The sequence below is a fragment of the Amycolatopsis sp. NPDC004079 genome, assembly GCF_040610415.1.
Classification (GTDB): domain Bacteria; phylum Actinomycetota; class Actinomycetes; order Mycobacteriales; family Pseudonocardiaceae; genus Amycolatopsis; species Amycolatopsis halotolerans.
Genome location: NZ_JBEXMH010000045.1, coordinates 58,254 through 83,068 on the forward strand (window position 1 = coordinate 58,254; position 24,815 = coordinate 83,068).

Annotated in this window: 20 protein-coding genes and 1 pseudogene; 10 read left to right on the plus strand and 11 right to left on the minus strand. The window is 71.7% G+C overall.

From position 1 onward, the window contains the following. Positions 1–87 precede the first annotated feature (87 nt). On the minus strand, positions 88–990 hold the full coding sequence (locus ABZX37_RS34315; RefSeq protein WP_354746698.1) for an NAD-dependent protein deacetylase: 903 nt from the start codon (positions 988–990) through the stop codon (positions 88–90). Positions 991–1,063: 73 nt separating this feature from the next. Between ABZX37_RS34315 and ABZX37_RS34320 the strand changes: the two genes are divergently transcribed. Continuing rightward, positions 1,064–1,252, plus strand: a complete 189-nt coding sequence (locus tag ABZX37_RS34320) for a hypothetical protein (RefSeq protein ID WP_354746700.1) — start codon at positions 1,064–1,066, stop codon at positions 1,250–1,252. Between the two features lie 161 nt (positions 1,253–1,413). Further along, on the plus strand, positions 1,414–1,716 hold the full coding sequence (locus tag ABZX37_RS34325) for a hypothetical protein (RefSeq protein ID WP_354746702.1): 303 nt from the start codon (positions 1,414–1,416) through the stop codon (positions 1,714–1,716). 10 nt (positions 1,717–1,726) lie between these two features. Here ABZX37_RS34325 and ABZX37_RS34330 read toward each other — a convergent pair whose 3' ends face one another. Beyond that, positions 1,727–3,097, minus strand: a complete 1,371-nt coding sequence (locus ABZX37_RS34330) for a hypothetical protein (protein WP_354746704.1) — start codon at positions 3,095–3,097, stop codon at positions 1,727–1,729. A gap of 74 nt (positions 3,098–3,171) precedes the next feature. Between ABZX37_RS34330 and ABZX37_RS34335 the strand changes: the two genes are divergently transcribed. The 3 genes from ABZX37_RS34335 to ABZX37_RS34345 all read left to right on the plus strand — a co-directional run bounded on the left by ABZX37_RS34335 (position 3,172) and on the right by ABZX37_RS34345 (position 7,382). Further along, complete coding sequence (locus tag ABZX37_RS34335) at positions 3,172–3,924, plus strand: nucleotidyltransferase domain-containing protein (RefSeq protein ID WP_354746706.1); 753 nt, start codon at positions 3,172–3,174, stop codon at positions 3,922–3,924. 153 nt (positions 3,925–4,077) lie between these two features. Then, positions 4,078–5,319 (plus strand): carboxylate--amine ligase, encoded by a 1,242-nt coding sequence (locus tag ABZX37_RS34340; RefSeq protein ID WP_354746708.1) that lies wholly within the window; start codon positions 4,078–4,080, stop codon positions 5,317–5,319. A 38-nt stretch (positions 5,320–5,357) separates the two neighbouring features. Beyond that, on the plus strand, positions 5,358–7,382 hold the full coding sequence (locus ABZX37_RS34345; RefSeq protein WP_354746710.1) for a hypothetical protein: 2,025 nt from the start codon (positions 5,358–5,360) through the stop codon (positions 7,380–7,382). A 4-nt stretch (positions 7,383–7,386) separates the two neighbouring features. Here the strand turns inward: ABZX37_RS34345 and ABZX37_RS34350 are convergent, their stop codons facing one another. From ABZX37_RS34350 to ABZX37_RS34360, 3 genes are all read right to left on the minus strand, one after another. Further along, the gene (locus ABZX37_RS34350; protein WP_354746712.1) at positions 7,387–8,733 is read right to left on the minus strand and encodes a dipeptidase; all 1,347 of its coding nucleotides are present in this window, start codon (positions 8,731–8,733) and stop codon (positions 7,387–7,389) included. After that, positions 8,730–10,193, minus strand: a complete 1,464-nt coding sequence (locus ABZX37_RS34355; protein ID WP_354746714.1) for an APC family permease — start codon at positions 10,191–10,193, stop codon at positions 8,730–8,732. The genes ABZX37_RS34350 and ABZX37_RS34355 overlap by 4 nt, the downstream gene beginning before the upstream one ends. A 91-nt stretch (positions 10,194–10,284) precedes the next feature. After that, on the minus strand, positions 10,285–12,102 hold the full coding sequence (locus ABZX37_RS34360; RefSeq protein WP_354746716.1) for a glycoside hydrolase family 15 protein: 1,818 nt from the start codon (positions 12,100–12,102) through the stop codon (positions 10,285–10,287). Between the two features lie 138 nt (positions 12,103–12,240). On the opposite strand from ABZX37_RS34360, the gene ABZX37_RS34365 reads away from it, so the two are divergent. Continuing rightward, a complete protein-coding gene (locus ABZX37_RS34365; RefSeq protein ID WP_354746718.1) occupies positions 12,241–13,641 on the plus strand; it encodes an MFS transporter in 1,401 nt (466 codons plus the stop codon). A 78-nt stretch (positions 13,642–13,719) separates the two neighbouring features. Here the strand turns inward: ABZX37_RS34365 and ABZX37_RS34370 are convergent. The 3 genes and pseudogenes from ABZX37_RS34370 to ABZX37_RS34380 all read right to left on the minus strand — a co-directional run. Next, positions 13,720–13,962, minus strand: a pseudogene (locus tag ABZX37_RS34370) (potassium channel family protein); the annotation flags it as partial. Positions 13,963–14,141: 179 nt separating this feature from the next. Continuing rightward, complete coding sequence (locus ABZX37_RS34375) at positions 14,142–14,546, minus strand: PLDc N-terminal domain-containing protein (protein ID WP_354746719.1); 405 nt, start codon at positions 14,544–14,546, stop codon at positions 14,142–14,144. 102 nt (positions 14,547–14,648) lie between these two features. Beyond that, the gene (locus tag ABZX37_RS34380) at positions 14,649–17,309 is read right to left on the minus strand and encodes a LuxR C-terminal-related transcriptional regulator (RefSeq protein ID WP_354746721.1); all 2,661 of its coding nucleotides are present in this window, start codon (positions 17,307–17,309) and stop codon (positions 14,649–14,651) included. 118 nt (positions 17,310–17,427) lie between these two features. Between ABZX37_RS34380 and ABZX37_RS34385 the strand changes: the two genes are divergently transcribed. Together ABZX37_RS34385 and ABZX37_RS34390 are read left to right on the plus strand one after the other, a co-directional pair. Beyond that, positions 17,428–17,754 carry a hypothetical protein gene (locus tag ABZX37_RS34385; protein WP_354746723.1) on the plus strand — a complete coding sequence of 109 codons (327 nt, stop codon included), beginning with the start codon at positions 17,428–17,430 and terminating at the stop codon, positions 17,752–17,754. Positions 17,755–17,786: 32 nt separating this feature from the next. Next, a complete protein-coding gene (locus ABZX37_RS34390; protein ID WP_354746725.1) occupies positions 17,787–18,023 on the plus strand; it encodes a hypothetical protein in 237 nt (78 codons plus the stop codon). A gap of 9 nt (positions 18,024–18,032) precedes the next feature. On the opposite strand, the gene ABZX37_RS34395 is transcribed toward ABZX37_RS34390, so the two are convergent. Together ABZX37_RS34395 and ABZX37_RS34400 are read right to left on the minus strand one after the other, a co-directional pair. Then, positions 18,033–19,385 (minus strand): DUF2252 family protein, encoded by a 1,353-nt coding sequence (locus ABZX37_RS34395; RefSeq protein WP_354746727.1) that lies wholly within the window; start codon positions 19,383–19,385, stop codon positions 18,033–18,035. A gap of 278 nt (positions 19,386–19,663) precedes the next feature. Next, entirely contained in the window at positions 19,664–20,170 is a 507-nt protein-coding gene (locus tag ABZX37_RS34400) for a DUF1269 domain-containing protein (protein ID WP_354746728.1), read from the minus strand. 196 nt (positions 20,171–20,366) lie between these two features. On the opposite strand from ABZX37_RS34400, the gene ABZX37_RS34405 reads away from it, so the two are divergent. Both ABZX37_RS34405 and ABZX37_RS34410 read left to right on the plus strand, forming a co-directional pair. Then, positions 20,367–20,828: a hypothetical protein gene (locus ABZX37_RS34405; RefSeq protein WP_354746730.1), complete on the plus strand. Its 462-nt coding sequence runs from the start codon at positions 20,367–20,369 to the stop codon at positions 20,826–20,828. Between the two features lie 98 nt (positions 20,829–20,926). Beyond that, positions 20,927–23,464, plus strand: coding sequence for a LuxR C-terminal-related transcriptional regulator (locus ABZX37_RS34410; RefSeq protein ID WP_354746732.1), 2,538 nt, complete (start codon positions 20,927–20,929; stop codon positions 23,462–23,464). Between the two features lie 6 nt (positions 23,465–23,470). Here the strand turns inward: ABZX37_RS34410 and ABZX37_RS34415 are convergent, their stop codons facing one another. Then, complete coding sequence (locus ABZX37_RS34415; RefSeq protein ID WP_354746733.1) at positions 23,471–24,625, minus strand: AI-2E family transporter; 1,155 nt, start codon at positions 24,623–24,625, stop codon at positions 23,471–23,473. Between the last annotated feature and the right edge of the window lie 190 nt (positions 24,626–24,815).

Here is a 24,815-nt window from a genome sequence, read left to right on the forward strand (position 1 = left end):
GCCCGCTCCTGGACCTGCGTGATGTCAGGCTGGCCGGTCCGTTCTGCGGCGTACTTCCGGGGACCGTTCCATCGGAGTGATCGAAGCCTATCCGGCGGCCGTCGCGTCGGGCAACGAGATTTCCAGTACGGCCAGCAGTTCGGTGAGCGCGGGGCCGAGCGGCAGGTCCGCGCGGACGGTCGCGTGCTCGTCGCCGCGCGTCTGGCCGCGGTTGACGATCACGACGGGCTTGCCGGATTTGGCGGCGCGCCGGACGAAGCGCAAGCCGGACATGACCGTGAGCGAGGAACCCAGCACCAGCACCGCGGACGCCTCGTCGACCAGCCGGTAGCACCGCTCCACGCGGGCGCGCGGCACGTTCTCGCCGAAGAACACCACGTCTGGTTTCAGCACGCCGGAACAGCTCGTGCAGGGCACGGTGCGGAAGGTGCGGACGACGTCCTCGGCCAGTTCGACGTCGCCGTCCGGGTTGATCCTCGTTGCCACGGCGCCGAAATCCGGGTTGGCCGCGCGCAGCCGGGCGTCGAGTTCCTCGCGGGCGGTGGTGCGGCGGCAGTCGAGGCAGACGACGCGGTCGAGGTTGCCGTGCAGTTCGACCACACCGGGGGTGCCGGCCGCGCGGTGCAGGCCGTCGACGTTCTGGGTGATGACACCGGAGAGCCAGCCGCCCGCCCGCAGCGCGGAAACCGCGTGGTGCCCGTCATTCGGCGCGGCCCGCGCGATGGTGCGCCAGCCGAGATGGCTGCGCGCCCAGTACCGCTGGCGGCCCGCTTCGCCGGCGACGAATTCGCCGTACGTCATGGGCGTGTGGCGGCGAAGGCTGCCGGTTTCGCCGCGGTAGTCGGGGATGCCGGATTCGGTGGAGAGCCCGGCTCCGCTCAGCACGAGCACCCGCCGCCCGGAGACGATCTCGGCCACGTCGGCGACCGTGCCCGTGCGCGGCAAGGGTTCTCCAGGTCCGGCCCAGGTCAGCGTCGGTCGCGTGCGCACGCCGCCAGTCTAATCGCCACTCGGTCGGGGAAAGAGCGATTGGTTTTCCGCGCGCTTGGGTACCAAAGCCACCATGTGGTTCGCGCTGGCTACGCCCGTGGTCGTGATGGTCGCCGCCGTGCTGATGGAATCCGTGGAGCGATATTGCCTGCGGACTCCCAACGGGACGGTCCGGCGGCCGGTCGAACGGGCGGCGCTGCGGGAAGCGTCGATGCCGGTCGTAGCCGTCGGGGCGGCTCGGCTCAGGCAGCGGACCGCCTGAGCGCCCACAGGCCGGAGGGGCCGGTGTTCTTGGGAGGAACACCGACCCTCCAGCCCGTGGGCGAGGCCCTCGCTCTCCCCGTCGGGGTGGGAGAGCGGGGGCCGCTTCACGTCCGGCCCCGTTGATCTTCCCGGACAATACGGACAAGTACGCTGCGGCGCGTGAACATCGAACTGCTGTGGCTGATCGTCGCGCTGCTGATCCTCGGAATCGTGCTGAGCACGGGCTGGGGTTCGAGCACCAGGTCGCTCGAGCGCCGGATGACCCGGCTGGAGCGCAAGCTCGATCTCGTGCTCGACCACCTCGGCGTTCAGGAACCGGGCGGCGATCTCGCCCGGGAACTGGATCCGTTGCTGCGCGAGGGCAAGACGATCGCCGCGATCAAGCGCTACCGGGAAGCCACCGGGGCCAGCCTGAAGGAAGCCAAAGACGCCGTGGACCGGATGAGCGGCAGCGTGCGGTGACCTCCGTCCGCTACCGGGCGGCGTCCTTGGTGAGCTGCCGGTACCAGTCGTCGTACGGGTGGTTGGTGGCCGGGTAGTTGACCAGCGGATCGGTGGCGAGGCCCGCGTTGTCGAAGTCCCAGCCGCGGACCACGTGGCCGCTCTTGCGAGCCGCGATCAGGAATGCCGATTCCTTCGCCGGAGCACCGTAGAACAGCCCGTCCTGGAGTTCGGCAGGGTCGCCCTGCTGGTATTCGTCGAACGCGACCTGCTGGTACTGCACGCGGCCGCCGGTGACGAGATCCGTGGAGTAGCGCAGGGTTTGCGCTGGCGTGGACCCGTCGGAGCCGGTGGTGACAGAGATTCGCCCGGCGTTTGCCTTGTCGTAACGCGGATCGGACGTCTTCGCGTTGCCGGTCCAGGTCACCGTCTCGCCGGAGAGCGTGCCGCGCCACTGCCAGTTCTGGTTGTTCGCCTGGCTGCGGTGGATTTCGCGGACGCCGCCGCCGGTGAACGCGACTGTCGGAAGCACCCCGTTGTCGTACTGATGGCTTGCCGACCAGGTGATTTCGCCGTCCGCGCCGAGCTGTCCGGTGCGGTACCAGAGCGTGGTGGCGCTCTGCGACTGGTGTACCTCGACGATCCGGCCGGAGTCGTCGAGCGCGACCGCGGGCGTCTGGCCGCTGTCGTAACGGCCGTGGCGCTGCCAGGCGACGCGTCCGTCGGCGCCGAGCTGCCCGGTCCAGTACCAGAGCGCGCCGCCGCCGGAATCGTGCACCTCCACGACCTGGCCGCGGCTGTTCACCGCGACCGCCGGGTGGTACCCGACATCGCGGCGATACGCCGCGCGCGTGCCGCCGTCGCCCGACAGCAGCGGAAGGACCTTGCCGCGCAAGGAATCCGTGGTCGCGCCGGTGCGGTAGGCGGCGGGGGAGAGCAGCCGCGGGCCGAACGCGGCGCTCAGCTCGGCGTTGACCGCGGCCAGGTTTCCGGCGGCGAACGAGTCGTTGTCGGTGAGGTCGTCCTTCAGGTCGAGCATGACGACGATCGGCGCCGCGTCCGGGTGCGCGGCGGACCAGGTGTTCACCACGGCGAGCCAGTCGCGGAGGCTGTCGGACGCCGGATTTCCCGCGTGGTCGACGAGATCGCCGGGCGAGCTGTGGCCGATGCCGTAGTCGTGCCGGGTGGCGTAGCCGTTGTCGTGGACGTCGAATTCGATGAACCGGACGCCCTGGTCGAGCTGGTAGGAGATGGCTCCTTTCGCGCCGTCGACGTTGCCGGAGTAACTGTTGTGCGTGGCGGCGAAGATCGTGTCGGAGAAGGACTGCGCGGCGTTCGCGGGTGCGACGCCGAGCGCGGTGACAGCCGCGGTTGCGAGCGCGATCGTGCGTAAACGGTGCATTCGGACCCCCAGGCCAGACGGACAACCGGCGAAATACAGGCGATCTTGGCAGAGATTCATGGCATGTTCTCCTGATGCGGGAAAACGACGAGGAAACCTTCGCCGACCACGTGGCTGAGCTGCTGTCCGGTTTGCCCGGGGTCGAGGCGGTGGCGCTGGGCGGTTCGCGGGCGCGCGGAACCCACCGCCCGGACAGCGACTGGGACTACGCGGTGTACTACCGCGGCGCGTTCGACCCGGACGACCTGCGCGCGCTCAACCTGCCGGGCGAGGTGTCCGGTCTGGGCGAATGGGGCGGCGGGGTCTTCAACGGCGGTGCGTGGCTCACCGTGCTGGGGCGGCCGGTGGACGTGCACTACCGCGACCTGGACGTGGTCGAGCACGAACTCGCGGAGGCGGAGAAGGGCCGGTTCCGTTGGGAGCCGCTGGCGTTCCACCTGGCCGGGATCCCGAGTTACCTGGTGGTGGCGGAGCTGGCGCTGAACCGGGTGGTGCGCGGGGAGCTGCCGCGGCCGGAGTATCCGGAACTGCTGCGGGAGAACGCCCCCAAGTTCTGGCGCTCTTCGGCGGCGCGGACGATGCAGTACGCGAAGTCGGCGTATGTGCGGCACGGGCGGGTCGCGGAGACCGCGGCTTCGGTGGGAGTGGCGGCGATGCAGGCCGGACACGCGGTGCTGGCCGCGCGCGGGGAGTGGGTGACGAACGAGAAAACCCTGCTGGAACGGGCGGGGTTGCGCGGGCTGGACGACGTGGTGGCCGGGATGGGGCACGACCTGGCGGGGGCGTTCGCCACGGCGTGCGCGCTGATCGGACAGGCGGTCGAATAGTCCGGAATCCTTGCGGCGCAACGGTTTCCGCAGATGAAACCGCGCTGGGCGGCACGGATCCGTTTCATTCCGCCGATTTCGGGTATATGACTTCGGCACGGCCGCAGCCGCCACGCCGTGGCGAGTCGCGCGTGCTGAACGGAGGAACGCCCTATGCCGAAGTCCGAGCCGATCGCGAAGGATCCGGACAAGGGATACGTAGCGCTGCTCGGCTGGTCGCTCAACGCGGTCGAGGCGCTCGACCGGTTCGACCGGCGCTACGTCGTGGTCGCCCCGGACTGGGCGGAGAAGTACTGCGCCGAGCACGACATCCCGTACGTGTCGTGGAATTTCGAGCGGCTCAACGACCGGTCGATGGAGATCGCCGAGATCCTGCACGAGGAAGGCGTCGACGTCGCCATCCCGCTGTTCGAGGAGACCGTCGAATGGGCCGGGGCGATCAACTCGGTGCTGATGGACAACCCGCGGCTGTTCGGCCAGGCCATGCTGCTGCGGGACAAGGCGCTGATGAAGCGGCGCGCGCAGCTCGGCGGCATCCGGGTGGGGATCTTCGAGGAGGCGCACGCCCGCGACGACGTCGTCCGGTTCCTCAAGCGGGTCAACCAGACGCTGCTCAAGCTCGACGGCGACCCGAACGACCCGATCCACCTCAAGGCGTTCGACAAGGCGGGCTGCCTCGGGCACCGCGTCATCCGCACCCCGGACGAGATCGACTCGATCCCGGACGAGGAGTTCCCGGTCCTGATGGAGTCGCATCTCGACGGCTGGGAGTTCGCCGTCGAGGCGTGGATCCACGGCGGCAAGGTCAAGTTCCTGAACATCTCGGAGTACGTCACGCTCGGGTACTCGGTGTTCGTCCCGGCGACCCCGGAGCTGGAGCGCTACCGGCCGCAGATCACCGCCCAGATCGAGAAGCTCGTCAAGACCTTCGACATCGAGTTCGGCTTCGTGCACCCGGAGTACTTCGTCACCAGCGACGGCGAGATGTACTTCGGCGAGGTCGCCTACCGGCCGCCGGGCTTCAAGGTCTTCGAACTGCTCGAACGGGCCTACGGCTTCAACGCCTACCAGGCGCTGGTCCTGTCCTTCGACCCGAAGACGACCGAGGAGGAGATCGACGCCTTCTTCCCGACGGAGGTCGTCGACGCGACCGGGGTCGCCGGCTGCTTCGGCGTTTACCCGCGCCGCCGCGTGGTAAGCGAGTTGAAGATCCCGCAGCAGACCGAGGACGACGACTACTACGAGTCACACGACCTGACCGCGCCGCTGGAAGAGACGGTGACGAAGAGGACCGCGTTCGGCACGCACTGGGGTCTGCTGTACTTCTTCGGGGACGACACCTACCGGATGCGCGACCTGCTGAAGGAACAGGAAGAACTGGACTTCTACGTCTGACCCCAGGACGAGTCCGCCACCCCGACCGAAGGACGCATTTGAAGCCGAACGCCGACGTCACCGGCACGACTGCGACGCTGGCCAAACGCGTGGCCTCGCTGGACGACGCTGTCGGGGCCATGGCCGAAACCCGCGACTTCGGCAAGCACGCGAAGCTGCGGCGGGTGCTGGAGGCGCTGCGGCGGGTGCTGCTCCAGCCGGACGGCGCGGCAGCGGTCCGGGCCAGGGCTCAGGCGCTCGAGGAGGCCGGGGTTTTCCAGGACACGGACTGGGACACCCCGGAGATCCTCATCCCCGCGCTGGTCGGGCCCGGCCTGCACAGCGAGAACACCGACACCGTGGTCATCGAGGCGACCAGCGAGCTGCGGATGCTCGCGGTCGCGTGCGGCGACTACGAGCACCCGACGCTGCCGGCCGAGGACGCCCGCGTCTTCCTGTCGCAGGTGCTCGGGGCGAACCTGGAGCTGCTGTTCACCCCGCCCAGCGAGGCCGAGCGGACCAGGCAGGGCCGGACCGCGCAGCTGATCCGGGACCTGCTGCGGTATCTCGCCGACCAGATCGGGTACGACAGCATCCTGGACAAGGTCGTCGAGGAGATCTGGCGGGTCCTGCGCCAGCGCCCGATCCAGGTCGACCAGGTCCGGTCGCTGATCACCCGGATCTCGATCTACCGCGGCGACCCGGACGTCGACCTGGGCGGGTCCTCGGTGCAGGGGCTCGACCGGCTCATCACCAGCCTGTTCGGGACCACCGAGGCGTGCCGGGAGGACCCGGGCGTCGAGGTGTTCCGGTCCCGGCTCGAGGCGATGGACGCGGCGACCCTGCAGTACGAGGCGACCGGGTTCGCCCGGGCCATGCACGACACCGGCCTGGTGTCGCCGTATCACGCCGAGCTGCTGCGGTACCTGGCGCACGAGAGCGACTACCTCCTCGGCGAGGCGCTCGGGTTGTCCGACGTGGGCCGCAACTGCCTGCTGCGCTACCACGACCTGGTCCACCGGCTGATCGAAGAGGCGGTGCATCCGCAGACCGCGCAGTGCGTCTACGGGCTGGCGCTGCTGCTCGACCGCGGCATTCTCTACGAACCGCCGGTCGTGCCCGCGCTGTGGCGGCAATTGGCGCTGGAGCTGTCCGCCGCCGCGCGGGAACGGCTGACGCTCGTGTTCGGCGACCAGCCGAGGCCCGAGGCGCGGCTGCTCGCGGGCGTGCTCTCGATGCTGGGCCAGCCGCTCGGCGTCGGGCAGGGCGACAACCCGACCTGCCAGTCGGCGCGCGCGTTGTCGATGTGGGCCTACAACGACCCGGACTACCTGCTGCAGGTCGTGGTGTGGGCGGCGCGCGACGACGAGGTCGTCATGCACTTCGAAGGACAGCCGGTCTCGTCGAAGGAAAGCGGCGCCGGGCTGTCCGCGGCGCTGCCCGTCGACCTGGACCCGGTGTCGTCGCTCGTCGTGCCGCACCTCGACCGGATCTACGCCGAGATGGGCCGCCGCTGCGCCGACCGCCCCGGCGACCCGCACCGCTGGGTCAACCCGGAGTTCCACGGCTGGTGGGCGTCGCGGGGATTCCGGATCAACGTCGACGTCGCCACCGGGAAACTGGTCGATCCCGACGACTTCCTGCGGCAGTTCTACGCGAGCTACCACCCGGCCTACAACGGCGATCAGCCGCTGATCCACCCGCAGCCGGCCGGGGTCGCGGTCACCGACAGCGCGGCCCGCTACGTCGGCTGGCACGCGATCACGATCCTGCGCACGGCCCCGGACCCCGAGGACGTCATGCGGGTGTACTTCTACAACCCGAACAACGACAGCGGCCAGGACTGGGGCGACGGCGTCGTGGTCTCCACGGCGGGCAACGGCGAGCGGTTCGGGGAGGCCTCGCTGCCGTTCGAGCAGTTCGCGTCGCGGTTGTACATCTTCCATGTGGATCCTCGGGAGCACGGGGAGCCGGAGAAGGTGCCCGCGGAGGACGTCGCGCGGATTCTCGGTTACGTCGAGCGGAGCTGGGGCGCGGATCGGTTGCCCGCGGGGACGTTGCAGGCGGCGCCTCCGCGGGTCTGACTTCTCAGCGGGAGCCGTAGCCGCGCAGGAACAATGCCTCGGCCAGTGCCATGTCCGCGATCTCTTGCGGCGCGACGCTTTCGTTGGGCGCGTGGATGAGCGACTGCGGTTCCTCGACGCCCAGGAGCAGGATCTCCGCGTCCGGGTACGTTTCGGCGAGGACGGTGCACAACGGGATCGAACCGCCTTGGCCGAGCTGGCGCATCGGGCGGCCGTAAGCCGTTTGCATGGCTTCGGCCAGCGTCCGGTAGGCGGGGCCGTCGGTCGAGGCGCGGAACGGGTGGCCGATCCCCGCGACGTCGGCCGAGACCTCCACGTCCCAAGGGGCGGCGGACGTCAGGTGCCCGATCAGGGCGCGGGCCGCGTCGTACGGGTCGATGCCGGGCGGGATGCGCAAGTTCAGCCGGGCGCGGGCGCGCGGGACGATGGCCGCGGTCGACCCGATGACCGGCGGGCAGTCGATGCCGAGCACCGTCAGCGTCGAGCGCGCCCACAAGGTGTCCGCGACTTCGGCGTCGCCGAGCAGGACCGCGTCGAGGGAAAGGCCGGCGTCGGTCCTGAAGCGTGCCGCCGGGTAGGCGGCTCCGGACCAGCGGCCGTCGTTGGGCAGGCTGCGGATCGTCGTGTTGCCGTTGTCGTCGCGCAGCGTCGCGAGCATCGACACCAGCGCGGCCAGCGCGTCGGGGGCGGGACCGCCGAACATGCCGGAGTGCAGTTCGGACGGCAGGGCTTCGACGGAGACGACGACGTCGACCATGCCGCGGAGGCTGACCGTGACGGCGGGTTGCCCGACCGCCGCGTTTCCGGTGTCGGCCACCAGGATCGCGTCGGCTCGCAAGAGGTCGGCGTTGCCGGGCACGAACGCCTCCAGCCCGCCCGTGCCCTGCTCCTCGGAGCCTTCCACGACGAGTTTCAGGTGGACCGGCACGTCGTCGCCGAGCGCGCGCAACGCGGTCAGGTGCATGAGGATGTTGCCTTTGCAGTCGGCCGCGCCCCGGCCGTGCCAGCGACCGTCCACTTCGGTCAGTTCGAACGGCGGCGTCCGCCACGCGCCCTCCCGCAACGGAGGCTGGACGTCGTAGTGCGCGTAGAGCAGCACGGTCGGGGCGTCTTCCCGGGCGCACGGACGAGAACCGACGACGGCCTGGCTGCCGTCCGGGGTGTCGGCGAGGATGGTGTCGAATCCCGTTCCGGCGAAGGCCTCGGCTACCCATTCCGCGGCCCGGCGGCATTCCTCCGGCGGGAACTGGCGCGGGTCCGCGACCGACCGCATCGCCACGAGGTGCGCGAGTTCGTCGCGCGCCCGCGGCATGAGCCCGGCGATCCGGTGCCGAAGTTCTGTCGCGTTCATGACTCGCTCCCTTCCGGTTGCCGCCACGACGGTTTGCGCGAGCGGTAGAACAGGAAAGGCACCAGCAGACCGAGACCGAGCGCGCCGCCGGCGACGATGCCGACGTACATCCACGGGTTGCCGGAGCCGAATTGCGCCGGCGGGACGAACCCGACCAGCAGCGCGGCCAGCGACGCGCAGAACCCGACGCCGCACAGGCCGAGCAGCATCGGCGCGCGGAACCCGCGCGGACGGTCGGGGTGCTTGCGCCGCAGCCGCACGGCCGCGACGAACATCAGCAGGTACATGATCAGGTACACCTGGGTGGTGATCACCGAGAAGATCCAGTACGCGCTGGAGACGTCCGGGATGAACGCGTAGAGCAGGGCGATCACCGTGGTGACCGCGCCCTGGGCGACGAGGATGTTCCGCTGCACGCCCCGGCCGTTCAGCCGCTGCAGGAACGGCGGCAGGTAGCCCTCCTGGCGGGAGATCAGCAGCAGGCCTTTCGACGGTCCGGCCAGCCAGGTGAGCATTCCGCCGAGCGACGCCAGGACGAGCAGGACGCCGATCGCCGGGGTGAGCCATTGGATCCCGAAGGCGGCGAAGACCGCGTCGAAGGCCTGCATCACCCCGGCGGTCAGCGACAGCTCCCCGGCCGGGACGATCCAGCTGATCGCCAGCGCGGGAAGCACGAAGACGAGCAGCACCAAGCCCATCGCCAGGAACATCGAGCGCGGGAACTCCTTGGCGGGCTTGCGAAGCGACGACACGTGCACCGCGTTCATCTCCATGCCCGAGTACGAGAGGAAGTTGTTCACGATCAGCACGAGGCTGGCCAGCCCGGCCCACGCGGGCAGCAGATGGTCCGCGGACATCGGCGCGGCGGACGGATGGCCTTGCCCGAGGAACACGATCCCGAGAACCACCAGCAGCGCGCCGGGAATCAGGGTGCCGAGCACGAGCCCGCCGCCCGCGAGCCCGGCGACGCCCTTCGTGCCCCGGGAGGAGACCCAGACTCCGGACCAGTACGCGACGACGATGACCGCGGCCGTCCACCAGCCGTTGTTCGCGAGGCCCGGATCGACCACGTACGCGAGCGTGCTCGCGACGTAGCCGAGCAGGCTGGGGTAGTAGAAGATCGTCATCGCGAACTGGCACCAGACCGCGAGGAATCCCGCCGGTTTCGAGATGCCGAGCGCGACCCAGTTGTAGACGCCGCCGGACCAGCCCGACGCCAGTTCGGCCGAAACCAGCGACGTCGGCAGCAGGAACACGATCGCCGGGACGACGTAGAGGAAGACGGCCGCGAGACCGTAGACCGCCATGGTCGGCGACGGGCGGAGGCTCGCGACGGAGCTGGTGGTCATGAGTGCGAGCGCGACCCAGGAGATCCACGCGGCGGCGGGCGGCCGGGCGTGTCCGCCGCTGCCGCCGGACGGCGGGGGAGTGCCGGGCGGGTCGGATGCGTTGGCGGTCATCGCTTGGGGCCTCCCAGCGCTCGCTTCGACGGGTGCCTCAGCGTGGTCCGCGGCGGGCCCGGCCGGGTCACCCGCGACGGGCGAGACCGGCTCATCGGTCGAGTGCGGCGTCGAGGGTGACCGCGGCGTCGATCAGCGCCAGGTGCGTGAAGGCCTGCGGGAAGTTGCCGAGTTGCTCGCCGGTCGGGGCGATTTCCTCGGCGTACAGGCCGACGTGGTTGGCGTAGGTGAGCATCTTCTCGAACGCTGTGCGGGCCTCTTCCAAGCGTCCGGCGCGGGTCAGCGCGTCGACGTAATCGAAGCTGCACAACGAAAACGTGCCCTCGCCGCCGGCGAGCCCGTCCGGGGAGGAGACCGGGTCGTAGCGGTAGACCAGGCTGTCGGTGACCAGATCGGCCTTGATCGCGTCGAGCGTCGAGAGCCACAGCGGGTCCTTGGCCGGGAGGAAACCGGTGCGGGGCATGCGAAGCAGGGCCGCGTCCAGTTCGTCGCCGGTGTCGTGCTGGACGAAGGCGTTGCGCGTGCGGTGCCAGCTGCGGCTGAGGATCTGGCTGTGGATGCTGTCGCGCTGCCAGGTCCAGTCCTCGACCGGGGCGGGGCGGCCGTGCGTGTCGGCCAGCCGGATGGCGCGGTCGAAGGCGACCCAGCTCATCAGGCGGCCGTAGGTGAAGCGTTTCCGGCCGCCGCGGGTTTCCCAGATGCCTTCCTCCGGCTGGTCCCAGTGGTCGCCGAGCCAGTCGAGCGCGGCGCGGAGTGCGGTCCAGCCTTGGTGCGGCAGTTCGAATCCCGCGCGGTCGGCGGCGAAGACGCTGTCGAGGGCTTCGCCGTAGATGTCGAGTTGCAGCTGCCCGGACGCGGCGTTGCCGATCCGGACCGGGCTCGACCCGCGGTGCCCGGACCAGTGCGCGAGGCGTTCCTCTCGCAGGTCCGACGTGCCGTCCACCCGGTACAGGACGGCGAGCGGTCCGCTGGCCCCGCCGTCGCCCTCGCGGATGCGGTCGCCGAGCCAGTTCCCGAACCGGGCCGCCTCCTCGGCGAATCCGAGCGCCAGCAACGCCGACACCGAGAACGACGCGTCGCGGACCCAGGTGTAGCGGTAGTCCCAGTTGCGTTCGCCGCCGATCTGCTCGGGCAGCCCGAGGGTGGGCGCGGCGACCAGCCCGCCGGTCGGGGCGTAGGTGAGCAGTTTGAGCGTGATCGCCGAACGGTCCACGATTTCCCGCCAGCGGCCGCGATAGGACGAGCGGGCGAGCCAGGTGCGCCACCAGTCCACTGTGGACTCGAAGAGCGCGGTGAACTCGGCGACGCCGATCTCTCGCGGCGGCGCGTCGGCTCCGGTCTCGAGCACGACGCCGCGGACCTGGCCCGCGTCGAGAGCGATCCGCAGATGCACGTCCTCGCCTTCGACGCGCGCCTCGGCGAGCTGCTCGTCGCCCGGCTCGCGAACCGCGTGCAGCACCAATGACATTCCCGGCGCGGTGAACACGGCCCCGTTCTTGACCAGCATCGCCCGGTGCGGACGGCGGCCGTAGTCGAAGCGGGGCGCGACCAGCACGTCGAAGGTCATCCGGCCGCGGACGCAGCGCACGAGCCGGGCGATCCGGTGCCGTTTGGCGGGGGCATCGCCGCACGGCGGCATGAAGTCGACGACCTCGCCGATCCCGTCCGGCCCGGAGAACCGGGTGATCAGCACGGCGGTGTCCGGGTGGTACATCTGCGAACTCGCGCAGGCGCCCGCCGGGCGGACGCGGAACCGGCCGCCGCGCTCGTCGTCGAGCAGGGCGCCGAAGACCGACGCCGAATCGAACCGCGGCGCGCAGAACCAGTCGATCGACCCGTCGGTGGTCACCAGCGCGGCGGTCTGCAGGTCGCCGATCAGCGCGTGCTCGGCGATCGTGGTCTCGGTCATGGGTTTCTCCCTCAGGGCAACGGTTTCCTCGTCCGCACCGTCGCCGGAGCGGGCCGGGACCGCCTCATCCGCGCGGGGTGAGGTGGCCCGGCCGCCGCCGCGCCACCGTGTGCGGCACCCGAGCAGGAAGGCCCGCCGATGATCGTGCTGCCCCTGGCCCTCGCCCAGTTCGTCGCGAGCTACGCGGCCACCACCATGACCGTCGCGGTCAGCGCCGTCGCCGCGGATCTCGGCACCACCGTGCTCGGCGTGCAGACGGCGATCACGGTGTTCACGCTGACGATGGCGTCGCTGATGGTGCCGGGCAGCAAGCTGAGCGATCTGCTGGGCCGCAAGCGGTGTTTCCTGGCCGGGCTCGGCGTTTACGGCGCCGGCGCGCTGCTGGCTTCGCTCGCGCACGGGCCGGGGATGCTGATCGTCGGCTACTCGCTGCTGGAAGGGATCGGTTCGGCGCTGATGATCCCGCCGATCTACATCCTGGTCACCGTGACCAGCCCGGACCTGGCGGCCCGCGCGCGGGCGCTGGGCGTGGTGAGCGGGGCGGGCGCTCTCGGTGCGGCGGCCGGCCCGCTGCTCGGCGGCCTGGTCACGACGTGGCTCGGCTGGCGCGCGTCGTTCCTGCTGCAGGTGCTGCTGGTCGGACTCATTGTCCTGCTGGCCCTGCGTGTCGCCGAACCGCCCGCGCCGCCCCGCGAGAAGCGGTTCGACGCGGGCGGTGCGCTCCTTTCGGCGGCCGGTCTGTTCTTCGTCGTTTTCGGTGTCCTGCAATCGGGTTCGTATGGCTGGTTCGTTTCCCGGGCGGACTTCGCCGTCGCCGGAGTCGTGCTGATTCCGGCGGGAAGCGTCTCGCCGGTGTGGCTGTTCGCCGGAATCGGCGCGGTGCTCTTGGTCCTGTTCTTCGTCCACGTCCGCGCGCGCGAACGGGCCGGACGGGATCCGTTGGTGCCGTCAGGGCTTTTCCGCGACCGGATCACCGGTCTCGGCTTGGCGACCCAGCACGTGCAATGGCTTGTTCTGCAGGGCTCGTTCTTCGTGGTGGCCGTCTTCCTGCAGGAGGTCCGCGGCTGCGACGCGATCGAAACCGGGTTGATGCTGACACCCGCGACGATCGGCATCCTCGCCGCTTCGGCCGCCGCGGGCCGGATGGCGCGGCGGCACTCCCAGCGGTGGCTGATCCGCGTCGGCTTCGTCCTCGCCGTCGCCGGATTGGTCCTCGTGCTTGTGCTGGTGCGCGCCGACTCGGGAGTGGCGAGCGCGGCGCCCGGGCTGTTCCTGCTCGGCGCCGGTGTCGGCATCATGCTCACGGCGTCGGCGAACCTGGTGCAGTCCCGCTTCCCGGATTCGGCCCAGGGCGACATTTCCGGGGTGTCGCGCAGCGTGTCCAACCTCGGCTCGTCGGTCGGGACCGCGCTGGCCGGTTCCGTTCTGGCCGGGACTCCGCACCTCGGGGACCGGTCTTTCGCGCTCGCCCTCGCGACCTTGGCCGTCGCGGCGGTGGCCGGGCTCGTCGCCGCTCTGTTCCTGCCCGCGCCGAAGTAGCGGGGCCGGTCGGCGGCGCCGCACCGCGGCCACGATCACCCGCAGCACCACGCCGAGCACGACCAGATCGGCGACCATCTGGAGGGTCACGAGCACCCGGGCTGTCGCGGAAACCGGGGCGATGTCGCCGAATCCGACCGAGCTGAACACCGTGACCGTGAAGTACAGCGCGTCCGTGCGCGTCAGGCCGGTGGCGAAGGAACCGGGACGGTCGTGGCCGAGCACGTAGTAGCCGTCGGCGAACAGCAGCAGGAACAACGGGACCACGAGAGCCAGCGCCTGGACGCCCTGTCCGGCCGGGAACGGCGAGCGCAGGATCATCCGCACCTCGCCGACGACCAGCAGCACCACGAGCGCGAGCCCGGCGACCAGCACGGCCAAGGTCCAGGGCCGCAGCGGCTGGCCGACCGGGAGCAGGTAATAGAGGCAGACCAGCGCGGTGACCGTGAGCAGCGGACGGAGCACCGCGAGCTGGACGAACCGCCACCGCCGCGCCGCGGTCACGGCGCGAGCGCCTTCCGCATCAGGGTCTGGTACTCCGTGTCGTTGATGACGCCGTCGTCCAGCAGCCGCCGGGCTTCGGCGATCTGGGCCGCGCTCGTAGTGTCCGATGTGGACACTGAACGCACATAGCCGGCGAAGCGCCGTTCCGCGGCTGCTTCCCGTGCCCGCCGCCGGTCGTGCAGGCGCCGGCCCTCGATGCCGAGGTAGAGCAGGACGCCGACGACCGGCAGCACGAGCATCAGCAGGGTCCAGCCCGCTTTGGCCCAGCCGGAGGCGTCGGAGCGGCGGTAGAGGTCGCCGATGGCCACGAACAGCAGGCCGAACCAGGCGACCCAGCAGAAGAACACCAGCATCGTCGCCATCACGTTCAAGAACGGGTACTCCGCGCTCGCCAGGGTCATGACTTCTCCTCGCCGTCGTTCGGGGGCCGGACGGGCCCGTTGCCCGCCCACCCGACCGGATCGCGGACGCGCCCGCCTCGCCCGCCGCGGGTGGGGCGGGCGCTATCCGGCGAAGTCGGGGACCTCGGCGTCGAGCAGCCCGCGTTCCTGCGCGATCGCGACCGCTTCCCGGCGGCTGCGGACGGCGAGCTTCGCGTAGATCCCGCGGACGTGGGTCTTGACGGTGTTGGGCGAGACGGTCAGGTCTTCGGCGATCTCGTCGATCGACCGCTGGGTCGGCAGCAGGCGCAGGACGCTGCGCTCGCGTTCGGTCAGCGGCTCCGGCATCGGCGGGGTGCGCAACCCGCGCCGCACCGCGAGGATTTCCCCGGCGAACCGTTCGCCGCCGCCCAGCGCGCCGAGCCGGCTGGTCAGGAACCCGATGAGATCGGGCGGGGCGAAGACGAACGGGAACCGGATCCCGGCGGGTTCGGCCGCGCGCAGGGCGTCGTCGAGCAGCCTGGCCGCCCGCTCCGGCGCCCCGGCGGCCAGCGCGGCCTGCACCCCGACCAGCGTCGCCTCGACCGCCGCCCACGGGAGCGTCATGGGCGCTTCGTCCTCCGCCAGGGAACGCAGCACGGAACTCGCCCCGTGGTGCCGGCCGAGCCGCAGCTGGGTCCGGGCGCGCACGAGCAGTTCCTCGCCCGAACCGGCGAGCGCGGGCGCAGCCCAGCGAACGGCTTCCTTCGCCTGGCCTGCCGCGCCCAGCCGCAGCGCCGCGCGGTGTTCGAGGACGGCGCACAGGACCGCGTGCTGGGCCGGGCAGGACCGGCTGGTTCCGAGACGGCGGCGGGCCCGGCGCATCCGCCGCAGCCCGGAGTGCCAGCCGCCGAGTTCGAATTCGGCCGCGCCGCGCAGGGTTTCCGCGAACAGCCGCAGGCTGCGGGCCGCCCGCGCGGGCGCGTCGCCGAGCAACTGCCCGACCCGTTTCGCGTGCGTGACGCAATCAGCGGGCTCGCCGCGCACCAGCGCTCCGTACGCCAGCAGGGCCGCTGCTTGCGCGCGCTGGAACGACTGCGGCGAATCCTGGTGCGGCTGCGCGGTCCCGGCCCGGCGGGCGAGCCGGTCCATCGCCGGGTAATCGCCGTCCTGGCAGGCGATTTCGGCGAGCGCGGCGAGGCAATGCGCGACCGTGAACTCCTGCCCGCGTTCTTCCGCCGCGGCGAGGAGGTTCTCCAGGGATCGCCGGGCTTCTTCGCGCTCGCCGCGAATTGCGAGTGCACCGGCCCGGTGCGCGGCCGCGAGGCCGGCTAACGCGGTGGCGAGTCCTTCGTCGATCTGCTCCGCCGCGCGCTCAGCATGCGCAGGGGTGCGGTCGAGTTGGGCGAGCCGGGACTGCGCCAGTTGCCGCAGGACGGTCAGCTCCGCTGTCGGCTGGTCCGGCCACGCGGCGTCCGCCCAGGCGAGCTGGAGGCAGGCCGCTGAGGTCTCGGCGGCCTCGAGACTCAGCGCCGCCGAGATCAGCGCTGCCAGGGGATCGGCCGCGACCCGCCGGTCTTCCACCGCGGCGAGCGCCAGGCGCAGGACCTGGTGTTCGCCAGCGAGGAACAGCGAAACGGCGTGTGCGCGCAGCAGTTCGCCGACCTGGCCGGGATCGCCCGCGTGGACGCTGTGCAGCAGGGCAGCCGCGGGCCGGTCGTGGTCAGCGAACCAGCGCGCAGCCGTCGCGTGCAGAGACCGCGCGCGGTCCGGAGCGCGCCGCTGCAGTTCCGCCCGCAGGTAGGTACGCAGCAACGGCGTGACGCGGCGGTGCGGCGGACTGCCGCCGGAGTCGACCGCCCGGACGGACGGCCCGCTCAGCTCGTGGAGCATCGCCTCCGCGTCGGCCCGCCCGCACAGCACCGGAGCGAGCCCCGGCGGGACGTCGTCGCAGACGCTGATCGTCCGCAGCAGTTCCCGCTGCGCCGCCGAAAGCGGGGCGAGGACCTCGTCGGTCAGGTAGGCGAGCGTGGCGCTGTCGCGGCCGGTGTCGAAGTCCCACAGGCTGCCGTGCCGGGCCGCGGACGCCGCCGCGAGGCGCAGCCCGGCAGGCCAGCCCCCGGTCCGGTCGACCAGCGGCGCGACCTCGTGCCGGGGGATCGCCGCGTCCGTCGTGGCGAACAGCGTTTCCGCCTCCCCGGCGGTGAACCGCAGCGGCTCGGCCCCGATTTCGACGAGCCGGTCCGCGAGCCGCGCCCGGCCCAGCGGCAACGGGGGTTCCCGGCGGCTCGAAATCGCGAGGCACAGTCCCGCGGGCTGGTGGCGCATCAGCGTCCGCAACCCGCGCCACGGCTCGGGCGAGGTGATCTCGTGCGCGCTGTCGAGCACGAGCACGACGGGCTCGCTCAGCGCGTCGAGCGCGTCGGCTAGCTCGGCCAGGAACGCGAGATCGGTGCTCGGGGACTCGGGCACCGCCAGGAACCGCACCGGATCGCCGTCCGGGAACCGGCCGCTGCGGCTGAGCGCTTCGAGGACCGCGGACCAGAAAAGCCGGTCGTCGTTGTCGTCGGCGTCCGCGGACAGCCAGGCGACCGCCCCTCGTCCCCGGCGGCGCGCCCAGTCGGCCAGCAGCACGGTCTTGCCGAACCCGGCGGGGGCCCCGACGAACACGATGGCGGCCTCGGCCGCGCGGTCGAGGACAGCGAGCAGCCGCGGCCGCGAGACGAGGTCCGCGGGCGGGCCGGGAACGGCGACTTTGGTTCTCGGCACTTGTCTTCGGAGCGAGACGTCGGGGCGTCGGCGCATGCGCAATTCTCCTTCGCGGTCGGTTCCGGGCGATTCCGGCGGATTTTGCCAGGCGCCGAGAGCGGCTCATCCGCTGCGGGCGAGGAAAACGGCGTCCGGCGGCAGAATCGTGGGGCGGGTGAAAATACGCGGGAATTCCCCGGGCGGTCGTCCGCGATTCGCCTGCACGCAGTTCTTCTGGCTCGGGCCGGGCGAGGTCGTGGTGCTCGACCTGGTGCGGACGGGCTCGGTCAGCGCCGGGACAGCGGTGCTCGGGCTGACCGTGGCGCTCGCCTCGCTGGTCTCGCCCGCCCGGATCCGGGCGGGCATCCGCGCCGCCGCGGACCTGGTCGCACGGCTGGTCTTCCTGCCGCCGCACGGCTGGTCGGCGTTCGTGGTGCTGCTCGATCTGGCTGTCGTCGGCTTCGCGTGGCACGCGTCCGGGCGGGACGGGGGCCGCCGGTGAGCGCGCCCGCGGTCCCGGGTATCCGAGCGCGCGTGAATTACGTTTTCCGCGGCTGTGGCGCCATTCCGGGAGGAGCCGCCGAAAGCGCGGCCGATTTCCGGGACGTGCTCGTGGTCCCCGTTCCGCCGGAAACGATTGTGTTCGGCACCGTCGCCGATCCCGGCGACCTTCCGCGAATCCTGCGCCGGCTCGAATCGCTCGGGATGCACGTCGAATCCGTCCATCGGGTCCGCGAACTCCCCCGGACGGAGCACCGCGCGCTCGGGTGAGGCGGTCCGTCACGACCCGGCCGCCGCGACGCGGCCGAGCCGGATCGCCCGCCGCAGCGCGGCGTGGTCGCGTTCGTTCTGGTCGGCGCAGGCGATCGAGAATTCCCGGACGGCCTCGGCGAAACCCGAGCCGGAGCCGAGGTACGCGGCGATCGCGAGCGCGTCGCCGGTGCGCGCGTGCGCCTTGGCCACCGTCCACCCGCACAGCCGGGCGTTGGCCCGCAGGACGTCCGGGGTCATCGTCGCGACGTCGCCGCAACTCCGGTCGTGGCGCAGCCCGCGGACGTGGAAGTCGCGGGCCGGACCGTCGAAACCGGGGGAGCGGGCCCAGCCGAGAAAGACGTCGCCCGTTGCTTGGATCAGCCGTTGCCCGGTGACCACCCGCCTTCCGGGACTGTCCAGCGTGGAGGCGCCGGTGCACTCTTGCAACACTGACGGCCGGGCTTCCTTCAGCTGCAGGAGAAGCGGGTCTCCGGTGTCCGTCCGGACGAGCAGGGCGACCCAGCATCGGGCACCGGAACCGCTCGGGCCCGGCACTGTGCGCGCGGCGTCGGCCAGCCGGTAACGGTCCAGCACGGCCCGTCGCGCCGGGCCGAGTGTGCGCCGGTAGCACCTGAGCACGGCGCAGAGGCGATCAGCGAGTGTCTCCGGATCGCTGTCCCCGCCGATGCGGCCAGCCGCGAGCGCCCATGGCGCGCGGGCGGCGAGTTTCACCGCGCCGTCGCGGATTTCGGTGTGCCGGAACGGGTCGGCGGCGCGTCGACCGGCGGGGCCGAGGCGATGTGCCGCGACCGTGCGCAGCGTCCTGGGGTCCGGAGGGGCGAAGAAGATCTCGAGCGGGGTGCGGCGCGCGAAGTCGTGCATGGCCAGCCGGTACGACTCGACCGCGGCCAGCACCGTGCGCCTGCGCTGCGCGGCGGGGTGCCCGATCTCCCGGCCGGTGACCTCGAAGCTCGTGGCGAGCCGTTTGACGTCCCATTCCCAGGGCGCGCGCAGGGTCTCGTCGAAATCGGCGAAGTCGAAGACCAGCCTGCGGCCCTGCGCGGCGAACAGGCCGAAATTGGCCAGCTGGGCGTCTCCGCAGGCCTGGACCGCGAACCCGGTCCGCGGCGTGGCGGCGAGATCCGCCGCGGCGGGCAGCGCGGCGCCGCGGAAGTACGCGAGCGGCGAGGCGGCCAGCCGGGTGTAGCGCAGGGGCAGCAGTTCCGGGACCCGGCCGGAATCCTGGCGCGCCAGCAGGGCGAGGGGATCGGCGCGCAGGACGGTGCTCGGGAACTCCGCGTGGCGGGCGGCGGGCACGGTGAGGCGCGCGGCACGGGCGCGGGCGATCCGCACGGTGGTGTCCTTGTCGGTGAAGGGCATGGCACGGATCCTCGGCCCGGCGACCGGACGGCGGCGTCGCCCGCCGGGGGTGAAGCGAGGTCATCCGAGGCGGGTGACGACGGAACGCGGGTGCGCCCGCAGAGTGGCGGTGGAGGTGCGGTCCGCCTCCGGCGGGAGACCGCGGCGACGTTCGGGGGCGCCGCCGCGGTCTCGCTTGCGCCGCAACGGCGTTCGCCCGTGCTGCCGAGCACAATGGACCGAACGGACGCGAGCGGGCCCTCGCCGAACAGTTCGGCGAGGGCCCGTTCGCGTGCGGGCTAGAGCTGCCCGTGCTCCGGGGATTCCCCGAAAGCGGCGCGCAGCCGGGCTTCCTCCTCGTCGGACAGATTGGTCGTCAGCAGCGAGGCTCCGGTTTCCTTGAACGGCTCGGCGACCCGGTCCAGCACCGCGTTGTCCGACATGACGAACAGCGCCGACGTGCCGGGCGTGACCTGGGTCCGGACGGTGTCGACGAACTCCTCGTCGATCCCGACGTGCCGCAGCGATCCGGTCAGCGCGCCGATCGCCGCGCCGACGGCCGCGCCCAGCAGCGGGACGAGGAAGATCAGGCCGAACAGCAGGCCCCAGAACGTCCCGCCCAGCGCGCCGGCCCCGGCCAGCGAGCCGAGTTCCTTGGTCTTCGGCTTCTTCCGGCCCTCGGGCCAGCTCACGCGCGCCGCGTCGGTGATCGAGATCAGCTGCTGCTTCTGCAGCCGCTGAAGCAGATCCAGTGCGTTATCCGCGCCGTCGACGGTCGGGAACCTCCATACGGTCAACGTGGCCATGACGTCTCCTCGCTCCGGGATCGGTGGTCCGCCGCACTGTTTCCCGTCCTGGCGGCCGCGGCTTCGCCCGCTCCGGGTGAAAGCCCGGGACGCCGCGAGCCCCTGATCTCACCTGGCGCGGGCGAGGCCCGGCGGCGCGGGGGCCGACCATGATCGCCCGGGTCCGCAGCCCGTCGACGAACGAGGAAGAGAACCCATGACCGAACGCATGCACCCGCCCGCCGGAAACGTCGGAGCCCGGCCGCCGTTCCCGCCGGAGCGGGCCGTCTCCCGGACGCGCCGGGCCGGCTGGATCTGGTTCGCCGGGACGATCACCGTCCTCGCCGGACTCTTCACCGCGGTGGAAGGCCTGGTCGCGCTGGTCGACCGGCACTACTACGCGGTCGGCCCGTCCGGCCTGCTCGTCTTCTCCCTGACCGGCTGGGGCTGGGTCCACCTGATCGTCGGCGTCCTCGTGGTGCTGACCGGGATCGCGCTGTTCACCGGCGCGCAGTGGGCCCGGGTCTGCACCGTCGCGCTCGCCGGCTTCAACGCGTTGGCGCAATTGGCCTTCCTGTCCGCGTACCCGTTCTGGGGCGCGATCGTGATCGCTCTCGACGTCCTGGTGATCTGGGCCGTCATCGTGCACGGCGACGAGGCGGCCGCCGAAATCTGGTGACCCGGCGGCCCGGTTCCCGGTGCTCAGTACAGTCGTGGCCCCCGCCCGTCGACCGCGGGAGCCGGGGGCGCACTCTCCCGACAGCCGAGAGGTCCGACGTGCCCGCTCGAACGACGCCCCGGTCCCGGCCGGTCCCCGGCGCGAAGGTCGCGGTGCCGCGCCTGCCGGGGATCTTCGTCCCCCGTCCCCGGCTGGACGTGCTGTTCTACCGCGCCGCCGTGCGGCCGGTCACCGTGGTCCGGGCCCCGGCCGGGGCGGGCAAGACCACGGCGCTGGCCGCCTGGGCCGGGGTCGGCCGCGCGGTGGCCTGGGTGTCGCTCGACGAGGACGACAACGACGAGAGCCGGCTGTGGGGGGCGATTCTCGACGCGTTGCGGCGGGATTGCGCGGAGGACAGCGCGCTGCACCGGTTGCGCCCGCCGCCGCCCGGGCGGCGGCGGGCGTTCCTGGCCGACCTCGACGACGTGCTCGCCGGGCAGAACGGGCCGGTGCGGCTGATCCTGGACGACCTGCAGGAGATCCGCCGCCCGGAGCCGCTGGAAGCGCTCGCGGCACTGGCCCGCCACCTGCCGCCCGCGCTGCGCCTGGTGCTGTCCACCCGGGTCGAGCCGCCGCTGCGGCTGGTCCGGCTGCAGTTCGAAGACGTGCTGTCCCGGGTGGACGCGGCCGAACTCCGGTTCACCGCCGCGGAGACGGGGAGCCTGCTGCGGGCCGCCGGAGCTTCGGTGGACGACGAGTGCGTCCGGGAGCTCACCGAACGCACCGCGGGCTGGGCCGCGGCGCTCGGCTGGACGGCGGTTTCGGTGCGCGGGGCGGAGGACGCCGCGGTCGACTCCGTCACCGGCGACGATCGTGCCGTGGCGCGGTTCTTCTCCGACGAAGTGCTCGCACACCTGCCCTCGGCCACGACGGATCTGTTGCTGTGCCTCAGCATCTGTGACGCGGTCTCGGCGACCCTCGCGGTCCGTTTGTCCGGCCGTCGAGACGCGGGCGCGCGATTGGACGAACTCGAGCGCTCGTGGGGCCTGGTCACGCGCACACCGGCCGACACCTACCGGTTCTTCCCGCTGCTGCGCGGCTTCCTGCAAGCCGAACTGGCGCGGCGGGACCCGTCGCGGGTGTCGCGGCTGCACGGGATCGCCGCGCGGTGGCACGCTGGCGAAGGACGGTTCGGGGAGGCGCTCGGGCACGCGGTCGCCGGACAGGACCGGGAGTACGTCCTGGTGCTGGCCCGGGAGCGAGCCGTGCGTCAGGTGCTTGCCGGAGACGGGGGACCGGTGCGTGCCGCGCTCGATTTCCTCGGCAGCGCGACGGTCGCCGCGAACCCGCCGCTGCGGTTGGCGTCCGCGCTCGAGAACATCCAAGGCGGACGGCTCGCCGAAGCGGAGTCCGACCTCGGCGACGAGGGCGGTGGCGACTGGTGGCCGCTCGCCGTCCGGCACCTGGCCGCGATCAAGGGAAACCGCTTGGCCGGAGCAGAACCTCCCGCAGCGCGGCACCCGGCGTTCGACGCCTGGTCCCATCTCGATCGCGCGTGGCGTTCGCTGCACCGAGGCGCGCGCCGCCACGCGGGCACACAGGCGCAGGAGGCGTTGCGCCTGGCGAGCGGCGAGCGGCTGGACCACCTCGTGCTGCACAGCAGGCTCGCACTGGCGGTCGCCAGCGCTGTCGGCGGGAAGCACCCCACGATGCGCCGAGCGTGCACCGGGGCGCTCGCGGTCGCACGTCGACACGAGTGGCAACGCGCTCCGGGAGTCGCCGAGTGCCGCCTATTGCTGGCCTACGACGAACTGATGCGCGCTGAACCGGCTGCTGCGGCTCGGGAACTGGCCCAGGCGACCGCTGTGCCTGGTTCAGCGCCGTTGCTGGTGCCGTTGCGTGAGTTCTTCGAAGGCGTCGCACGTTTCGACGACGGGGGCCGGACGGCGGGTTCTCAACTCATGCGCGCGGCGCGTCGGCAGCTCGCGGGTTTGGACCTGCCCCGAGAACTCGTCGGGGTGTGCGCGGTCGCCGAGCAACACGCCGCGCTCGCTCTCGGCGAAGCGTTGCACGCGACGGAAGTCCTTGCCTGGGCACAGGAACAGCTGTCGGGCAGCGGCGAACTGGCTGTCCTGCGGATCCGCGCCCACCTCGCCGCGGACGAAACCGGTGCGGCCGAAGCCGTGCTGTGCGAAACGGCGTCGGCGATCGCGCTGCTGCCCGCCACCCCGGTCGACCGCTGCCTGGCCGAAACCGCGCTCGGCCTGCGCTCGCACCGCCGGACCAAAGCCCTCCAAGCCCTCGACCAGGCTCTCGCGATCGCCCGGCCGAACGGGCTGGTGCGGCCGTTCGCACTCGCCGAGCCGCCGGTCCGGGACCTGCTGATCGGGCACTCCGGCGGCTTCGGCTCGCTCGACCGCTTCGCGCAGACTGTCCGCGGCAGGCTCGTCCCGCACGCTCCGCCCAGCGACCTGACCGACCGGGAGCAGGTGGTACTGCAGCGCTTGCCGTCGCAGCGTTCGCTGGACGAGATCGCGTCCGACCTCACCGTCTCGGTCAACACGGTGAAAACCCACGTGCGTGCCATCTACGGCAAGCTCGGCGTGAACAACCGGCGCTCGGCCGTGGTCGTCGCCCGGCGGCACGGCCTGACCTGACGCCGGTCAGCCGTCGTCGCGGCGCGGAGCCGACAACAGAGCCTCTGCCCAGCGGGCCCGCGGATCGACGTCCACCAGCAGCGCCTTGGCCAGCAGCGTGGCCGGCACGGCGAGGACCGCGCCGAGCGGGCCGAGCAGCCAGGTCCAGAACACCAGCGCCAGCACGGTGACCACAGTGGACAGTCCGACCGAGCCCGCCACGAACCGGGGCTGGATCAGCGACTGCACCACGAAATTCAGCACGAGGTAGACGGCGAGCACGATGGTCAAGCCGCGCCAGCCGTGGTCGAGAAGCGCGATCACCGCGGGCGGGGCCACCCCGATCACGAACCCGACGTTGGGGATATAGTTGGTGACAAAGGAAAGCAATCCCCACAGTATCGCACCCGGAACGCCGATCAGCGCCAGCGCGGCCGTGTCGAGCGCCGCCACGAGGCCGCCGAACACCGTCGTCACGAGCAGATACCGCCGCGTGCTCGTGACGAACCCGCGCAATGCCGCGGAAATCCACGGCCGGTCGCGGGCGATGCGGCGGAGGCGTTGCCCCGCCCAGGCCGTTTCCGCGCTCAGGAACAGCAAAAGGCTGAAGAGGAACGCGAGATTCGTGACCAGCTTGCCCGCGCTCGCGAGCAGCGAGCCGGCCAGCTGGACGAGTTTTCCAGTGTCGACGGAGGAAAGCATGCCGCGCACCTGCGCTTCGCCGATCCCGAGCGTGGCCAGTCCATGGTGCAGCAGTTCGTCGACCCGCCCGGCGTAGCTGGGGGCCAGCGCGGACAACTGCGCGACAGACACCACTACGACGAGGAAGAAAACCAGCAGGACCGCGTAGACGGCGACAACCAGCACCGTGACGGTCAGCCAGCGCGGCAATCCCTTGCCCCGCAACCAGGTTCGTACCGGATCGAGGGTGATGACCACGACCAGCGCGAGGAACACCGGCGCGACGAGCCAGGCGATGGCTCGCACCCCGGCGAGCACGACCGTCGCGGAGGCCGCGCCGAGCAGCACGACGAGCGCGCGGGGGAGCGGGGTTTTGTTCGCTTCGCACTCGGGCAGGACCGGTTGCGTTCTCTCGGCTCTTGGGTCAGCGACGGTGCGATGTGCCCGCCTGGACTTGCGGAATCGGCGAGCCGGGAAATCGGTGAACGACGCTCGCACCATGCGAATCCCTCCCGAAGCAGGCGGCGGATCTCACTGAGGTTCCCAGCAGCGCGCCGGGGTCTCGCGCCGCGCGGCTGGCCTGGTGCGCGATGCGGAGGTCCGTGAGGGGAACCCTGAAGGAATCAGAGTCCCTCAGGGTTCCCCTCACGGACCTCGCCCGGGGCGTCGTCGGTCAGTTACCGCACGAGCC

What these genes read in the sequence shown, in the direction of transcription:
- ABZX37_RS34340 (WP_354746708.1), top strand. Translation starts at nt 4,078, where the DNA reads ATGCCGAAGTCCGAGCCGATCGCGAAGGATCCGGACAAGGGATACGTA.
- ABZX37_RS34395 (WP_354746727.1), bottom strand. Translation starts at nt 19,385, where the DNA reads ATGCCCTTCACCGACAAGGACACCACCGTGCGGATCGCCCGCGCCCGT.
- ABZX37_RS34375 (WP_354746719.1), bottom strand. Translation starts at nt 14,546, where the DNA reads ATGACCCTGGCGAGCGCGGAGTACCCGTTCTTGAACGTGATGGCGACG.
- ABZX37_RS34405 (WP_354746730.1), top strand. Translation starts at nt 20,367, where the DNA reads ATGACCGAACGCATGCACCCGCCCGCCGGAAACGTCGGAGCCCGGCCG.
- ABZX37_RS34350 (WP_354746712.1), bottom strand. Translation starts at nt 8,733, where the DNA reads ATGAACGCGACAGAACTTCGGCACCGGATCGCCGGGCTCATGCCGCGG.
- ABZX37_RS34320 (WP_354746700.1), top strand. Translation starts at nt 1,064, where the DNA reads ATGTGGTTCGCGCTGGCTACGCCCGTGGTCGTGATGGTCGCCGCCGTG.
- ABZX37_RS34330 (WP_354746704.1), bottom strand. Translation starts at nt 3,097, where the DNA reads ATGCACCGTTTACGCACGATCGCGCTCGCAACCGCGGCTGTCACCGCG.
- ABZX37_RS34335 (WP_354746706.1), top strand. Translation starts at nt 3,172, where the DNA reads ATGCGGGAAAACGACGAGGAAACCTTCGCCGACCACGTGGCTGAGCTG.
- ABZX37_RS34355 (WP_354746714.1), bottom strand. Translation starts at nt 10,193, where the DNA reads ATGACCGCCAACGCATCCGACCCGCCCGGCACTCCCCCGCCGTCCGGC.
- ABZX37_RS34400 (WP_354746728.1), bottom strand. Translation starts at nt 20,170, where the DNA reads ATGGCCACGTTGACCGTATGGAGGTTCCCGACCGTCGACGGCGCGGAT.
- ABZX37_RS34415 (WP_354746733.1), bottom strand. Translation starts at nt 24,625, where the DNA reads ATGGTGCGAGCGTCGTTCACCGATTTCCCGGCTCGCCGATTCCGCAAG.
- ABZX37_RS34365 (WP_354746718.1), top strand. Translation starts at nt 12,241, where the DNA reads ATGATCGTGCTGCCCCTGGCCCTCGCCCAGTTCGTCGCGAGCTACGCG.
- ABZX37_RS34380 (WP_354746721.1), bottom strand. Translation starts at nt 17,309, where the DNA reads ATGCGCCGACGCCCCGACGTCTCGCTCCGAAGACAAGTGCCGAGAACC.
- ABZX37_RS34360 (WP_354746716.1), bottom strand. Translation starts at nt 12,102, where the DNA reads ATGACCGAGACCACGATCGCCGAGCACGCGCTGATCGGCGACCTGCAG.